Genomic DNA, 15,685 nt, shown 5'->3' with positions numbered 1-15,685 from the left:
TCGGATTTCACTTAAGGATTCTTAGCCCACGGAGGTCATACCACTCATGCGGAAGCGAATGCTGATCGTTTCTTGCAGTGCGCTCTTATTGCTTGCCGCATACTTTTCCGGAGTTCACGCCGCGCTCGTCGCTCACGCCGAAGAAGCGGAGCCAGGCGTGGTCCCGAAATCCTACGGGAAGTTGGTCACCGCGATTCCAGACTCGATTGGTACGGGCGTGATCTTCGAAGACAAGGAAGGCACGATTCGGTTCGTCAGCGTCACGGGCATGAAAGAAGGCGAACTGCCGCGTTACGATTCCAAGCCAACCCATGGCGGAATCCCGCGATCGTACGGGCACCTCGTGTCCGCGGTCGTGAACCATGGACTGACCGCGCTGGTCTTCGAGGACAGCAAGGGCGTGATTCGCTTCGTTACCATGACCGGCGAAATGGAAAAAGAGCTACGGCGGGAGTAGTAGCTCCAGCGCCCTACCGCTTCAGCAAGTCCACCGGCTCGCGCACGTCGTGCACTCGGAAATATTTCGCGAGCGCTGGATACTTCGCAGCCACTGCCTCATACATCGCATAGGCCACGTTACGGTACGACGCATGCCCTGCGGGCGTCGTGCGCAGTTCGGAGATGTAGACGGCTTCGGCAAAGTCCATCTTGAAAAGCGTACGCTTGCGGAAGGCGAGCGGAATTGCGTATTGCGCATTCTGGCGGGCTTCCGTGCCGCTGCTTGCGGCGATCTTGTTTACAGTCGACGCTACCCTCTGCAAAACAGATTCGTACTCCGAGCGCTGATTCGCGGCATCCACTTCAGGCGGTGTGTCAAAGCCGTGGACGGTGGTGAAGTCCTGCATGATCTGCACGCAGCGGCGATGGCGGTGCATATCGCGAAAACCGCCGATGTCCATGAGAATGTCGAAACGAAATTGCTGGCCGGCCGAGAACGGACGCAGCATTTCGTCGTGCTTGCCGCGATGACGCAGTCCCAATTCGATAATTTCGCGGCGGCGCACATCTCCCGCCGCAGCCACGGTCTGCCGAAGCTGGCGGTAGGAATAGTGACAGTGCTCATAAAGAAGAGTGGTGGCGAGTTCCACCTCCAACGGCTCTTCATCGAGCAGATCAACCAGCGGAGCGCCTGCAATCTCCGCGCCCCGCATCAGATCGGCAGCAGCCTGCCGAAGTTCGCGGCGCGTCTCGATTTCATACGCGTTGGGATCCGCATATTTGACCAGGGTCGGCGCAACTCTTACTTCGCGCAACAGTTCGCGCTCGGCGCGGCCTGCCATTTCTGGAGAATGGGAGCGAATCTCATCGACCAAAGCGCGCAGTGATTCCTCGTTGGGGTTGTAAGCGGGGGAGAGCGCCGCATTCTTTAACAGCGAGCCAAGGTTACGCACTTCTTTATGTGGTTGAGAGAGCAGGTGCGCGACCTGCGTTTCCAACGTCCGAGCGTTGACAATTTCTCCAAGCGAAGTATTCGTGGCCAGCGGGAGGAAATAGCGTGAGATATCGAAGGCGCGGGCACGCAGCGTGCGTTCGTACGCATCCTGCTTCATGTCGTCGGGCTTGGGTGTAATTCCGCGAAGATGTTCGAACATCTTCTCTGACAACCGCTCGTAGTCTACAAACAGTTGGTCGAGAGCTTGCCGATACAACGATCGCGCGGCAATGTCGTCGCCGAAATCGGGCGTGAAGTATCCGCTCTTGCGAAAATCCTGATACCGCGTGGAGCGTTCCTGCCCATCCCAGCGCGTCTCGTCCGCAACTACGATCGCCGCCAGGATCGACAGCCGCTCAATGGCAAGCGCGATGTGGGCCAGGTCGGCAATCGACCGGTGTCCGTACTGAAAGTAGAAGGTGTTCAGAAACTTCTCGGCCTTCTGCGAGGTGATTTCTTTCAGCGATTCCTTCATCGACAGCGAAGAGCGTGAGTACTTCGCCATCGCATAGGCCTGGATCTCGGGTTCCGCACCATAGACGGCGAAAACCTCGACCAACGGTTCGCCGCCATTGCGCTGATCGGTGATGGGGGAGTGGTTCACAGTTGCGGGCTCGCTTAGAATTACTTCAGACATGGGAGTTCAGAAATCTTAATCGTCTGCGACACACTGTGCAATTTATTTGAATTCCAGGTGGAAGATTTGTGACGACGTTTCCGATTCCCGGCGTGACCTTGCTGCAGGCTACCTCGGCTGAAGAAATCTCCGAGGTTCGCCAGCTTTTCCTCGAATATGCCGAGTCACTCGGCTTCAGCTTATGTTTCCAGGGCTTTGACGAAGAAGTGAAGAATCTTCCTGGCGCGTATGCCCCGCCCCGCGGACGATTGCTGCTCGCATCGCTGAATGGCCAGGCTGCTGGGTGCATCGCGTTGCGGGAACTTGAACCGGCGATCTGCGAGATGAAACGCCTTTACGTTCGCTCGGATTTTCGCGGGAAAAGCGTAGGGCGGGTGCTAGTGGACGGCATCATCGCCGAGGCCCAGAGCATCGGCTACGAACGAATGCGTCTGGACACGATTGGATCGTCTATGCAGGATGCGATCGCACTCTACCGGCGACGTGGCTTCCGCGAGATTGCGCCTTACCGGACGAATCCGATTGAAGGCGCCCTCTACCTCGAGTTGTTACTGTAGCGGTCGTGGCCCGGGGGTCGCGGGCGATGGCTTTTGCAGAAGATCGGGGACAGAGGGTGCGGGTACCGCCACTGCACGCAGCGTCTCGCCCAGAATCACAATATCCACACGCCGGTTCATGCTGCGTCCCTGCGGCGTGCTGTTGGATGCCGCAGGATGATATTCGGCGTAGCCAGCCGCGCTGAGATGGGAAGCATCGAATCCGTCCCGGACGATCAGCAAACGCACAATCTCGGTTGCCCGCGAAGTGGACAGTTCCCAGTTCGATGGGAACAGGGCGGTGTGGATGGGAATGTTGTCGGTGTGACCTTCGATGCGCAGGCGGCAATTGCGTTTGCGCAACAACTCGGCGATGCGGTCAAATGCGGCTTCTGATTCCTGTTTCATCTGGCCGGACCCACTTTCAAAGAAGCCCACTTCGCGCAAGCTGATGACGAGCCCGTCCGGTTCACGGCGCATGGAGATTTCCTGCCGCGAGATTTCGAGCGCCAGCGCACTTTCCAGTTCGCGTTGGAGCGCAGATAGATCGCCGTTTTCCACCCCACCCCCTCCGAGCGCGCTACTGTCATGCGCAGCAATCTGCGCGAGGTTCGCGTTGCGTTGCACGCTGTCCACCGATTGCACGGTATTGAACGGCATAGGATTGTCAAAGTCGACGGGAACGCGGGTCGAGGAGGTTTCGAAAACGCCCATTTCCTGAAACGCAACTTGTATGGCCAGAGCCAGCTTCCCAACTTTCTTCTTGTCCACCTGCGACGAAGAATAAAGAAGCACAAAGAATGCAAAGAGCAAGGTAATGAAGTCCGCGTACGAAACCAGCCAGCGTTCATGATTGCTATGGCTGCGAATCTTCTTGCGGCGGCTCATGTCGGTTCCACTTCGGGGATGGCGGTGGTTTCACGCGCTTCCAGAAAGCCGAGAAGCTTCTCTTCGAGCATGCGCGGATTCATTCCTTCCAGGATCGATACCACGCCCTCGAGCGTCATTTCGCGGATGATCTGTTCGTTACGGAGACGAATCTTTAACTTGCCGGAGGTTGGCAAGAAAACAATGTTTGCAGCACCCACACCGTAGATGGTCGCGACGAATGCCACGGCGATCCCTTTGCCAACCTCGTCGATCTTGTCGAGATGCTGCATCACCTGGATCAATCCCAACACAGCTCCAATGATGCCGATGGTCGGAGAAAACCCTCCGGCCGCTTCGAAGACCTGCGGGATCTTCTCGTCTTGTTCTTCGATGTTGTCGAGCGCCAGTTCCATAATCTTGCGGAGCTCCTGCGGCTCTGTTCCGTCAACTGCCAGCATGAGGGCGCGGCGAAGGAACGGCTCTTCGATATTCGGCAGTTCGGAGTCGAGCGAGACAATGCCTTCACGGCGAGCCCGGTTTGCGTACTTTACCAATGCGTCGATCGTGGACTGCGCATTCTCGCTTGGCTCCTGAAACATGTTGGCCAATCTTCGGAAGGCGCCCCAGACAACCACCAGCGGGAAGTTAATCAGGACCGCACCGAGCGTTCCCCCAAACACGATCATGGCGGCCGTGGGCTGGATCAACTGGCCCACATTGCCACCTTCCAGAATCAAACCCAAAACGATGCCGCCCACGGCCAGTACAAGACCGGCGAGGGTTGCCTTATCCACGTCATCTCCTACTCTTCATCGCTGCTCGTGCGTTTATCACTCGCCAGTAACGGCGACAGAGTGGCGCGGTTATCCCACCACAACATGATTCCCTGGAGCACGGATCGCCGGAACTGAATCACCCGCTCCATCACTTCGTCCGCGTTTTCCAGCACGATGATCTTCTCTCCCGTCAACAACGTGATCACCGTGTCCGGAGACTGCTCGACAAACTTGATGAGGTCGGAATTTACGGTGAGCGGATGGTTATTGAGGCGGGTGAGTTGGATCATGATTGGCTCCTGGACGGAGACCGCCGCCCTTATTACAGGTCCATTCAGAGAGATCGGCAGAAATTACGAGGACAGAGAGATAAGGGGTGGGCGGGCAACAGTTACCTAGGACCTATGACTGGTGGTGCTTGTGGAAATAAAGCCCGGACGCAGTGCGCCGATGGATGGTTTGAAGTGCAATTGGGTTCCGCACAAAAAACGGTCACGTGCTCCGGAGAAGGTTTCGGGGACGGATCCCAAAATCGAAACCGCATTTAAAGGAGCATCATATGGCGCTGAGCGTACTGAATAACATCGCGTCACTGGCCGCACAGAACCAGTTGACGATCACCAACGGTAACCTGCAGAAAGCCCTCTTTCAGCTGTCCTCTGGTTCACGCATTAACACTGGAGCGGACGACGCTGCCGGCCTGGCAATTGCAGACGGCTTGCATGCCAACATTACCGCCCTCACGCAGTCCGCCCGGAACGCGAATGATGGCGTCGGCGAACTGCAAGTGGCGGATGGCTCGCTGGCAGCAGTCACCACACTGCTTAACCGCGCGGTCACGATCGCGACCGAAGCAGCGACCGGCACCGTATCCGATCCGCAGCGCGTCGCGTTGAACGACGAATTCACGGCGATCAAGGCCGAAATTGATCGCGTCGGTTCCAAGACGAATTACAACGGTGGAAAGGTATTCACCGCGAATACTCTCAATGTGTTCCTGAGCGATTCCAGCGCCAACAGCAACAGTTTGATCGGCGTGGCAACGGGAGTGTTGTCCTCGATTGACCTTGGGCTGGGCGGAGCTGTTGCCGCCACGGGCACGCTCGCGCAAGCGGCGGGATCGGCTGCGGTTGCCTCTTCTGACGTGTTTACCGGAGGCGCATTCGTAGCGTCCGCGGTAGCAACCACGACTCTCACCGTGAACGGCGGCGGCGTCCTTGATGGGGACCAGGTAGCGATTGGTGGCAAGACCTACACATTCAAAACCGCTCTCACCGGCGGAACCGGACTGGCCAATGAGGTTGCCATCGGGGGCAGCAACGCCCAAGCGCTCCTCAACTTGAAAGGTGCAGTCAACGCCGCCCCTGGTGGCGCCGGAACTGCCTACGGCGTTGGAACTGTCGCCAATGTCAACGTCAACGCCGTGACTGCCGGAGCCACGACGCTCACCTTCGCAGCCAACGTCAATGGAACCGGCGGAAACGCGATCACGTCAACCACCACGGTGGCGGCAGACGAGACCTTTACTGCTGGCACGTTGGCTGGCGGCACGGCGGGCAGCACGGTCACGGTCGGCGGACAGACCTATACATTTGTCGCGGCTCTCAGCCATACAGCCACGGCGAATGAAGTGATCAGCAGCAGCCAGGCGACCGGCTTGGTCAACTTGACTGCCGCGGTCAACGGCGCGGGCGGGACCAACTACAGCAGCACGACGGTTCGCAACGCCAACGTCACCGCGGCGCCACTGGTTGCGGGAACATCGCTAACCTTCACAGCCAACGTCGCTGGTGCAGGCGGCAACTTCCTGTCCGGCACTGCTACCGTCGGCAGCTTTGCAACCTTGGACTTCACTGGTGGCGCGGATGCCGGCGCTCCGCCCGTTGCCAAAGGTGGCGACACCGTCACCGTGGGCACACAAACCTACACGTTTGTGACGGCGCTCAATAGCACGCCTACTGCCAATGAAGTACTGATTGGTGCAACCGAAGCGGCCAGCCTAACCAATCTGGCCAACGCCGTTAACGGGGGAAGCGGCGCAGGCGCAACCTACGGAAGCCCCACTGTGAAGAATACCTCTGCCTCGGCGGCGGCCACACCAACCAGCGTGATCTTCACCGCACTCGTCAAGGGCACCACCGGCAACGGCATTGCCACTGCCGCAACTGGAACCTCGAACACCTTCGCAGGTACCAGCCTGGCGGGTGGCACGGCCGGATCGATCAACGACTTGTCGAACATCGACGACGCGACCGCGGCCTTGACCACCATTAACGCCGCTATCGCATCCGTAGCTGCACTGCGTGGCACAATCGGCGCCACCGTCAACCGCCTGCAGAGCGCCGCAGGCGTCATCACCAACCAGGTGCAGAACCTGACGGGTGCTGAAGACGGTGTCCGTGCCGCCGACATTCCGTCGACGGTAGCCACACTGGCGAAGTACTCCATCCTGGAACAGACCGGTATCTCCTCTCTGGCTCAGGCCAACCAGCAACAGCAGCTTGTACTGAAACTGCTGCAATAGTCGCGCGTTCGATCGGAGGCGGGCTCGATCCCGCCTCCTTTCGACTTTGCACAGAAGAACAGGTGAGTTATGAGCGTTGACCCGGTGCATAACAATTCGACTGGGATTGAGCGAACGACTCCCGAACCGAAACAGCACTCCACTCCAGCCCCGCGGACTCCCCCTCCGGTGGACGACTCCGCGGAAAACAGTGCAAAAGTTGAAATTTCAAAACCGAAAAATATCCCGGTACCGCTCGCGATTCCGGTGCACGAAGTCAAAGTGATCCTGGATACGCCCGACAACAACACGCTGGTCTATCAGGTGCTGAACAAGCAATCCGGCGAGGTCATTCTGCAAGTACCGAGCGAGGACCACCTGCGCGGCATTCACGACTCGCAGGAATTGCTGCAACGGATCGCAGCCCGCGGCAAGGACCCCGCATCAGCTGAAGAGCCTTTGCCGGGCGTGAAGAATAGAAGGGAATAACCATGGCAATAAGCTTCAATGCCTCGGCGCTGCTGAACGGCAACGGAATTGATGTGAAGTCCGTGGTCAATGCAATTCTGGCCCAGCAAACGGGCCCCCTGACGACCTGGCAGAATCAGCAAACCGATTTGTCCACGCAAGCTGGACTGCTCGCCGGCTTGAACAACAATCTGACGAGTCTGGCTGCTTCTGTACTCTCGCTCGCAAATCCGCATGGGCCACTCGCGTCGCAGTCGGCATCGTCATCGCAAGATGGCATTCTGACAGCGAGTGCCCAGAACACAGCAGTTGCGGGCAATCACCAGATCGTCGTCTCCAGCCTCGCGACCACTGGGACGCTCTATACCAACCCCCTCGCGGACGGCAACACCTCATTCCTCGCCGATGGCGTCACCACTGGCGATATCAAGCTGCAAATTGGCGGTCCGGACGGCACCACTCATGACATCGCAATTACGGCGGGTGTCAACGACACGATCAGCACTCTGGCGAGTTATATCAACGATCAGAAATGGGGAGTTACCGCGAATGTCGTAACCGACGCGGGTGGCTCGCGACTGGCCCTTTTCAGCCAAGCCACCGGCATCCCAGGCGCGCTGTCGATTGCAAGCAACGACACGGGCCTCACCTTCAATGCGCCCGTGGGCGGGACCAACGCCTCATTGACCATCGACGGCGTCCCGATCAGCAGCACGTCGAACACGGTAACCGGGGCAATCAGCGGGGTCACATTGAATCTCGCCAGCGCGTCTCCGGCCACGACTGTGCAGCTCGCGGTTGGACCGGATGCGAACGCTGCCACTTCAGCGATCAACAACTTCGTCGATGCCTACAATTCGGTGATTGGAATTATCAACCGGCAGTTCACCGTAAATCCGGCGACGAACACGCAAGGCCCGCTGGGATCCGACAGCACTTTGCGAGCGCTGCAGTCCCGTCTGCTCAGCGACGTCACCTTTTCCATCGCCGGAAACAGCGGCCTCGTCAACCTGGCTTCCCTCGGCATTGACCTCAATAATGACGGGACGCTGTCCGTGAATACCGTGGCCACCGATGGGCATCCCACACTCAGCAATGTGCTGGCGGAAAATCCGGCAGCCGTGCAGAGCTTCTTTACCAATAGTTCGACGACTGGCTTTGCCAACAATTTCAACAATGATCTCTTCAGCCTTACGGACACGACCGACGGGATCGTTAACCTCGACATTGCCGGCAACAAGGCCCAACAGAAATCGTTGTCGACTCAAATCACGAATCTGCAGGACCGTCTTACCGCTCAACAAACCCAATTGACCGCCCTCTATGCCCGCGTGAACGCGACGCTGGAATCGTATCCATCACTTTTGTTTACGGTGACGGCAATCATTGGGGCGTTAAACGGCAATTTCAACGTTGCACCACCGTCCACCAACACGACGCCGAACACGGGCACGATCACCAAGTAAAATCATGACTAGTCCTCGCACGGCCTATCGCGAAAACGATGTACGGGGAGCGACCTCAGACCGTCTCGTGGTCTTGCTATACGACCAGATCATTCTGGATCTCGTTCAAGCTGCGCACGCGATCGAGCGCGAGGATGTGGAGCGGCGTACGAAGATGCTGAACCACGCCATCCTTGTGATCGCTCACCTGCAATCGCCGCTCGATTTCGCCAATGGCGGCAAAGTCGCGAAGGATCTGGATCATTTTTACAATGTGCTGCGACACAATCTATTACAGGTCCAGTTCTATCCGTCATTACAAGGGATTCGCCAGCAGATCACGGACGTACAGGTTTTGCGTGAAGCCTGGATCGAAGTGGAGCGGTCAAAAGAACCAGAGCCGCACCTAGCAACAAAGGCCGCTGCTGCTGGGGCAACTTCGTCCTCGCCGGCTGCCGGGACGACACATCGGCGTGTCGACTGGGAGGGTTAATGCTTCCCGACACCCTGACCATCTTGAATCGGGCAAATATCAGTCTCCGTTCCGCGCTCATCCGTTTTTGTTCGGAACAAGAGCACTGTTCGGCAATCACGGCTGAAGATTTCTCCAACTTGTTAAGCGAGATTGTTCATGCCGCCGACTGCCTGCGCCACCAAACTGTTCCGGGCGAAGAGGCCGTCCAGCAAGCAGCCCAGGAATACCGCACCAACCTGGAAAAGCTGAGAGACCTTCTCCCGGAACTGCAAAGCAACCTCCTCGCCGAAAAATCGCGGCTGGAAGCAGCCCAGGCTCATATCTCGTCCGCATCAGCTTGGGCGCGGAGCAGCACCAGTACCCTCTGATCGGCTCAAGAGCGGCTTGGCCCCGAATCGTTCATGCGTCGCGAGCCGCGTCAATGCAGGAAAATGGCCTAAGGCACGCGCCCAGGACCAGTGGCGTCGAAAATTTCCCCACAACCATGACGGTTTTCCCTGCCCAATTGCGCATTGCAAACTAAATCGGCTAGGACTCGACCAGCCGAAGTGAGGCTTCCCTGATTGCCCTCACTCTGTCCCTAAGACGGAAATCTCTGGAAATGGAGTACACATATGTACAGTCACGACTCAAAAACTGACAAACTTCAGCTTCTCCTTGCCGTTCTAGCGGTGGCATTGGTTTTCGTGTTTGCCAGCCCGACCCAGGCCCAGACTTTCCAAACCGTTCCAGCACTTGCATTTACGAAAGCATTCGCGGGAGCCGAGCCGCTTCCCCAGGTCTTGACGATTGCCTACACCGATCAAACGGCAGTGCGCTTCAGCACGGCTGCGTCCACCAACAGTGGCGGCGCATGGCTCTCCGTTTCGCCGGCGGGAGGGGGGTGCTGCTTTACCCCACTGGCCGTGCAGGTGATCGTGACCGCCGGCAACCTCGCGGCGGGCACTTACACCGGGCAAGTGGTGATCACGAACTTCTCGAATGGCGCGATCACGATGACAATCCCTGTAACCCTGACGGTGGCGGCATCGGGTGCGACCTTCTTCGACGACGCTCCGGGGAAGCTTAGCTTCTCCATGAAGACGAACGGCACTCCAACCGCGCAGTCATTTCAGATCCGTAACGCAGGAGCCGGCACTCTGAACTGGACACTGACGAAGAGCACCGCGGATGGGGGCAACTGGCTGAACGCATCCATCTCGACCGGAACGGCCCCGTCGACCGTCGCAATCAGCATCAACAAAGCGCAACTACCCGGCGGCGGCGCTTCCAACGGAACATTCGTAGGCCAGCTGTTATTGCAGGGATCGGGTGACAGCGTGACCATCCCCGTCGCTGTTCATGTCGGCGCCAGCGTGTTCGAACAGATCAACCCACTGAACTTCACCATGGCGTTTGGCGGAGACAAACCACTCGAGCAGTTCTTTAACGTGGCGATGAGTGACAACGCCAGTGTCCGGTACAGCGTATCCGTTTCCAACGCGAAAGGTGGCAATTGGCTTTCCATCACGCCCACCGGCAACGGATGTTGCTTCACGCCGTTAGCGGAAGGGGTCATCATCACCCCCGGCACGATCCCGGCGGGTACCTATACCGCGCAGATCGTGATCACCGAGTTCGCCAACCCTGGACGCTCCATGGTTGTACCGGTCACCCTGACCGTTCTGGCGTCGGGACCGTTCTTCTCGGATTTGCCTGGCCAGTTGACCTACTCTCTCAAGACAAATGGCGCGACCGTGACCCCGCAAACGATTCAGGTTGGGAATAAGGGTACCGGCACCCTGAATTGGACTCTCGCGACCAGCACCTCCGACGGCGGCAATTGGCTGACGGCAACTCCCGCCAGCGGTACCGCCCCCTCGACTGTCTCGGTTGGAATCAACGTGGGCCAACTACCCGGAGGCGGTGCGTTAAACGGCTCGTTTGTGGGCCAACTTGTGTTCCAGACCAGTGGTGACACGACCACCGTTCCGATTACCGTCACCGTAGGCCCGGCGGCATTCGTCCAGTTGAATCCGATCAGCTTCACGATGCCGTTCGGCGGGGCGAACCCGCTCGCGCAGACTCTGAATGTAACCACGATCGACAATTCCTCGATCCGATTTTCCGCGCAGGCGACAACTGGTACCGGAGGCAACTGGCTGAGTATTTCTCCCTCAGGCAATGGCTGCTGTTTTACACCTCTGGTCGTGGCGGCCAGCATTAACGCGAGCACACTCCCGGCAGGTACCTATACCGGCGAGATATACATCACCGAGTTCGCAAATCCGCAGCGGTCGATGTCCATTCCGGTCAACCTCACGATCGTGGCCAGCGGCCCGTTCTTCGACAACCTCCCTGGCGGAATGAGTTTCTCCATGAAACCGGGCGGAGCTATCACGCCGCAGATCGTGCAGGTCGGTAATGGCGGATCCACCGGCACATTGAACTGGACCGCCACCACCAGCACAGGCGACAGCGGGGCCTGGCTGACTGTCACGCCCGGCAGCGGAACGGCTCCGTCCATCGCGAGTGTCTCGGTCACCCCGGCGAACCTGCCGGGCGGCGGAGCGCTGGCCGGAACCTTTACCGGACAGGTCGTATTCACAGCCCCGGGCGATACCACCACCATTCCAGTCACGGTCACGGTCGGAACCGCTGTGTTCACGCAGATGAATCCAGTCGGCTTCGCCATGCCGTTTGGCGGCACGAATCCGTTGCCGCAGGTGCTGAATATCTCCACCGTGGACGGATCCGCCGTGCGCTTCAGCGCGAGCGCAGTAACGGCCAAGGGCGGGACCTGGCTCTCCATCTCACCGTCGGGCAATGGATGCTGCTTCACTCCACTGGCGATCACGGCGAGCGTCAATGCCAGCGCCTTGGCCGCCGGCACCTACACGGGCGAAATCATCATCACGGAGTTCGCCAACCCGCAACGCTCGATGACCATTCCGGTAACGCTCATTGTGTCCGCATCCGGCGCGTTCTTCGACAACCTTCCTGGAGGATTGACGTTCTCCATTCAACCGGGCAAGAAGGCGACGCCGCAGGCTCTGTTCGTCGGCAACGGCGGTACCGGGAAATTGAAATTCACGGTCACTCCGCTCACCGAGGATGGCGGCCTCTGGTTGACGGCCACACCTCTAATCACGACCGCTCCCAAGTCGATTACGGTCGGAATCAACATCCTCAATCTACCGGGAGCAGGCGCGATCGCTGGAACATACAACGGTCAACTTCTGCTGCAAGCACCCGGAAGCATCACAACCGTGCCGGTTACCGTTACGGTGGGCAAAGCGGTGTTCGGCCAAGTTAATCCAATCAACTTCGTGATGCCGTTCGGAGGGCCAAATCCTCTGCCCCAGGTCATCAGCATTCCGGCCGCCGACAACTCTGCGATCCGGTTCAGTGCCAGCGCTGCAACCAGCAAAGGTGGAGCCTGGCTCAGTCTCTCGACCTCGGGCAACGGCTGTTGCTTCACCTCGTTCCCGGAACGTGTGACGGTCAACGCTACGTCCCTGCCCGTCGGAAACTACACTGGCGAGATCAGCATCATCGAGTTCGCCAACCCCGGACGCTCCATGCTCGTTCCCGTGAACCTGACGGTTGTCTCTTCCGCGAAGGCGTTCTTCGATAACCTGCCCGGACAGACCAGCTTCTCGTTCACACCGAACACAAAGAATCCGCCGGTGCAAACCATTCAGGTGGGTAACGGCGGCGGCTTGTCGCTGAGCTGGTCGGTTGCTGCCAGCACGGCAGATCCTGGCAAGTGGATCAAGGTAACTCCGACCAAGGGTGTGGATGCCGGGAGCTATACGGTTTCCGTCACCGCCAGCAAGCTACCCGGCAAAGGGCTGATCGCCGGCACATACATCGGGCAGCAAGTATTGAAAGCGAAAACCGGCAACGTGACGATTCCGGTCAGCGTAACGGTCTCAGACCCGGTCTTTGCTCAGCTCCCGACCGTCACTTTCAACACCACTCGGGGCGTGAACCCTGCTAACCAGGTGATCTCGATTGCCAGCACTGGCGCTGTGCTGCGGTTCACTCCGATTGCGGCGTCGGGCAAGGGAGGGAACTGGCTGGGTATCACTCCATCGGGCAATGGCTGCTGCAATACGCCCACCAACATCACGGTGAGCGCCAATGCCAGTGCTCTCGCGGCGGGAACTTACGTCGGAGAGATCAACATTCTCCAGTTCGCGAACCCGGGACAGTCGATGACGATTCCGGTTGTACTTAACGTCGCGCCCTAGAGTTCGCGAGCCGTAAAAACGCTCGGGGTAGTCGTGCCGAACCCACGACTACCCCATTTTTATTGAATGATCGCGCGTTCTTTTAGCGAAGACCGCCCGCAATGACCAGGGATTCGCCCGTGATCCACGAAGCGTCGTCGGAGGCAAAGAACACCACCGCCGGAGCGATATCGTCGGGCTGCCCAACCCGGCCAAGCGGAGTGGTCGCCTCGATGTTCTTGCGAAAATCTCCTTCGGCCATTCCTGCGCTGTGCAAGCCTTCCGTTATCACCAGCCCCGGATTCACTGAGTTCACGCGAATCTTGCGCGGCCCCAATTCCTTCGCCAGAATTTTTGTGACCGCGTCGACACTTTCTTTCGTAGCGGAGTACACCGAGGAAGAAGGCGGGGTGAGAGTGCTCACCACCGAACTCACGTTCACGACACTGCCACCCGCGGCGCCGAAGTATTTGGATGCTTCTTTCGTGGGCAAGAGTAGACCCATGACATTCAGGTTGAATTGCTTGTGGAAGCTTTCTTCGGAAACGCTTTCCAGCGGCGAAAACTCGTAGATTCCTGCATTGTTGACCAGAATGTCGAGTTGGCCAAAAGCCTTCTTCGTCTCCGCCAGCAGACGCGTGATGTCAGCCTGCTTGGCGACGTCGGCCTGCACAGCAACAGCTTTCCCGCCTTTGCCGACAATTTCCGTCACCACCTGGTCAGCACCGCTCTTGCTAGATGAATAATTGACAATGACAGATGCGCCCTCCGCGGCCAGATGCTTCGCGATTGCGGCGCCGATTCCTTTGGATGCGCCGGTGACGAGCGCAACTTTCCCTGCAAGTTTCCTAGACATTGTTCCTCCGTGAATTGTGTTGTTCGGTACGGTACAGATGCGAACCGGGACGGGCAGGATTCAGGAACCGAATCTCACCGGCAGCGTTGCCACGCATCGAGCGACGATAAGTCTTGTGAATTGATTGACGTTCAAGAGAAAGGGGACCGCGCGGAATTTATTCCCCGAACAATCGGCGTACGACGGAGCGACGGTAGGCGAAGATGGATTCAACATCTTTCTTCACTTTCAAGTTGTGCGCAAGCGAACCAATAGGTCCGAGCGGGACACGGTATTGCACTTCATCCAGAATGCGTGTTCCGTTGCCTTCGACGACGAACCGATGTTCATGACTCCACAAGCTGTACGGTCCCTTGAGTTGCACGTCGACGAACCGATATGGAGGCTCCCATTCGGTGATCTCAGTCGTCCAGCGAATCGGGAATATTCTCCAACGCAGCGCATATTGGATCAGCGTCCCTTGGCGCAACGGGCCTGGAGATACGCTCAAGATGCGGAAGTGAAGCCAGGGCGGCGTGAGTTCTTCCAGGTTCTCGGCTTTCGCAAAGAACTCAAATACTTCCTGCAAGGGACGCGGTACGAATTGTTCGACGCGAAAAATGTGGGGAACGGCAGGCAGATCAGTTCACCCAACCCGACTTCGATCCACCGTTAGGCTTGTCGTTTTCATCGGGCGGGACGTAGTTGCCGTGCTCGTCAAATGTAACTTTGCGGTCGTGATCGCGCATGTAGACTTCAAATTTCTTGGCCGCTTTCTTGCGCTTCCAACGGTAGTAAGAATTTCGCAGGCCAAAATATTTTTCCGTCGTCGCAAAGCTGATCCCACGCTTTGGCAAGAGTTTCAGGTAAAGAAAACCAAAGAGCGCTCCACCCAGGTGAGCGAAATTGGCGACTCCGCCCTGGGAAGGCTGGAACGCGGAGATCAAGACGATGAACATCAGGATGGCGACTAAATACTTCGCCTTGATCGCGACCGGAAGCGGGAAAAGGAAAAGTTCGCGATCTCCGTAGAGCATGCCAAATGCAATCAGGAGACCGTAAATCCCGCCTGATGCACCCAACGTAATCGTTCTGGGAGTCATACCCCATCCCAAATAGGAGACGCCCATCGTCACCAGTGCTGCGCCCACTACACAAAAGAGGTAGAACTCGATAAATCGGCGGGAACCCCAATCCTGTTCTTCCTGCGAGCCGAACATCCAAAGCGTGAGCATGTTGGTCAGCAGATGCCAGAGTCCGCCATGCAGGAGAGAATACGTAGCTAACTGCCAGACCCTCCCATGCTCCACCACAGCTGCGGGCATGAGGCAAAAGTAGTCCTGCAAGAATTCGCCGAAGCCGAGATTCGGCGCCACTCTCCCCAACACTTCCTGGAGGAAGAAAATCCCCGTGCACGCGATCACGATCCTCTTCACCCAGGGTGTGAAGGGAGGGAAACTCAGCGAGACCGTTTTTCCGCGGTACATAGAATCA

The 15,685-nt window shown here is 58.0% G+C and carries 15 protein-coding genes; 8 read left to right on the top strand and 7 right to left on the bottom strand.

Going from position 1 to position 15,685, the window contains the following annotated elements:
• Positions 1 to 46 precede the first annotated feature (46 nt).
• Positions 47 to 457, top strand: a complete 411-nt coding sequence (locus tag HY010_22545) for a hypothetical protein (GenBank protein ID MBI3478517.1) — start codon at positions 47 to 49, stop codon at positions 455 to 457.
• Positions 458 to 470: 13 nt separating this feature from the next.
• Here HY010_22545 and HY010_22540 read toward each other — a convergent pair whose 3' ends face one another.
• Positions 471 to 2,069, bottom strand: a complete 1,599-nt coding sequence (locus HY010_22540; GenBank protein MBI3478516.1) for an FAD-dependent thymidylate synthase — start codon at positions 2,067 to 2,069, stop codon at positions 471 to 473.
• A 92-nt stretch (positions 2,070 to 2,161) separates the two neighbouring features.
• Here HY010_22540 and HY010_22535 point away from each other — a divergent pair, with 92 nt between their 5' ends.
• Positions 2,162 to 2,626, top strand: coding sequence for a GNAT family N-acetyltransferase (locus HY010_22535; GenBank protein MBI3478515.1), 465 nt, complete (start codon positions 2,162 to 2,164; stop codon positions 2,624 to 2,626).
• Here the strand turns inward: HY010_22535 and HY010_22530 are convergent.
• From HY010_22530 to HY010_22520, 3 genes are read right to left on the bottom strand one after another with little or no spacing between them, the layout of a single operon-like run.
• On the bottom strand, positions 2,618 to 3,493 hold the full coding sequence (locus tag HY010_22530) for an OmpA family protein (protein MBI3478514.1): 876 nt from the start codon (positions 3,491 to 3,493) through the stop codon (positions 2,618 to 2,620). The two genes, HY010_22535 and HY010_22530, sit on opposite strands and share 9 nt — an antisense overlap.
• Entirely contained in the window at positions 3,490 to 4,269 is a 780-nt protein-coding gene (locus HY010_22525) for a flagellar motor protein (GenBank protein MBI3478513.1), read from the bottom strand. Before HY010_22525 ends, HY010_22530 begins: the two co-directional genes overlap by 4 nt.
• Positions 4,270 to 4,277: 8 nt before the next feature.
• Entirely contained in the window at positions 4,278 to 4,541 is a 264-nt protein-coding gene (locus HY010_22520; GenBank protein MBI3478512.1) for a flagellar FlbD family protein, read from the bottom strand.
• A gap of 269 nt (positions 4,542 to 4,810) precedes the next feature.
• Here HY010_22520 and HY010_22515 point away from each other — a divergent pair, with 269 nt between their 5' ends.
• The 6 genes from HY010_22515 to HY010_22490 all read left to right on the top strand — a co-directional run bounded on the left by HY010_22515 (position 4,811) and on the right by HY010_22490 (position 13,377).
• Positions 4,811 to 6,775, top strand: a complete 1,965-nt coding sequence (locus tag HY010_22515) for a hypothetical protein (GenBank protein MBI3478511.1) — start codon at positions 4,811 to 4,813, stop codon at positions 6,773 to 6,775.
• A 69-nt stretch (positions 6,776 to 6,844) separates the two neighbouring features.
• Positions 6,845 to 7,243 (top strand): hypothetical protein, encoded by a 399-nt coding sequence (locus HY010_22510; GenBank protein ID MBI3478510.1) that lies wholly within the window; start codon positions 6,845 to 6,847, stop codon positions 7,241 to 7,243.
• Between the two features lie 2 nt (positions 7,244 to 7,245).
• A complete protein-coding gene (gene fliD, locus HY010_22505) occupies positions 7,246 to 8,688 on the top strand; it encodes a flagellar filament capping protein FliD (protein ID MBI3478509.1) in 1,443 nt (480 codons plus the stop codon).
• A gap of 4 nt (positions 8,689 to 8,692) precedes the next feature.
• Positions 8,693 to 9,160 carry a flagellar export chaperone FliS gene (fliS, locus tag HY010_22500; protein ID MBI3478508.1) on the top strand — a complete coding sequence of 156 codons (468 nt, stop codon included), beginning with the start codon at positions 8,693 to 8,695 and terminating at the stop codon, positions 9,158 to 9,160.
• Positions 9,160 to 9,510 (top strand): hypothetical protein, encoded by a 351-nt coding sequence (locus tag HY010_22495; protein MBI3478507.1) that lies wholly within the window; start codon positions 9,160 to 9,162, stop codon positions 9,508 to 9,510. Before fliS ends, HY010_22495 begins: the two co-directional genes overlap by 1 nt.
• 246 nt (positions 9,511 to 9,756) lie before the next feature.
• On the top strand, positions 9,757 to 13,377 hold the full coding sequence (locus tag HY010_22490; GenBank protein ID MBI3478506.1) for a hypothetical protein: 3,621 nt from the start codon (positions 9,757 to 9,759) through the stop codon (positions 13,375 to 13,377).
• Positions 13,378 to 13,459: 82 nt separating this feature from the next.
• Here HY010_22490 and HY010_22485 read toward each other — a convergent pair whose 3' ends face one another.
• From HY010_22485 to HY010_22475, 3 genes are all read right to left on the bottom strand, one after another.
• Positions 13,460 to 14,212: a glucose 1-dehydrogenase gene (locus HY010_22485; GenBank protein ID MBI3478505.1), complete on the bottom strand. Its 753-nt coding sequence runs from the start codon at positions 14,210 to 14,212 to the stop codon at positions 13,460 to 13,462.
• Between the two features lie 157 nt (positions 14,213 to 14,369).
• Complete coding sequence (locus tag HY010_22480; GenBank protein ID MBI3478504.1) at positions 14,370 to 14,813, bottom strand: SRPBCC family protein; 444 nt, start codon at positions 14,811 to 14,813, stop codon at positions 14,370 to 14,372.
• Between the two features lie 19 nt (positions 14,814 to 14,832).
• On the bottom strand, positions 14,833 to 15,678 hold the full coding sequence (locus HY010_22475) for a rhomboid family intramembrane serine protease (GenBank protein MBI3478503.1): 846 nt from the start codon (positions 15,676 to 15,678) through the stop codon (positions 14,833 to 14,835).
• Between the last annotated feature and the right edge of the window lie 7 nt (positions 15,679 to 15,685).

Source organism: Acidobacteriota bacterium (genome assembly GCA_016196065.1).
Lineage (GTDB): Bacteria > Acidobacteriota > Terriglobia > Terriglobales > Acidobacteriaceae > Acidiflorens.
Note: the sequence above shows the minus strand (reverse complement) of the source record. Positions and strands in the feature narration are given on the sequence as shown.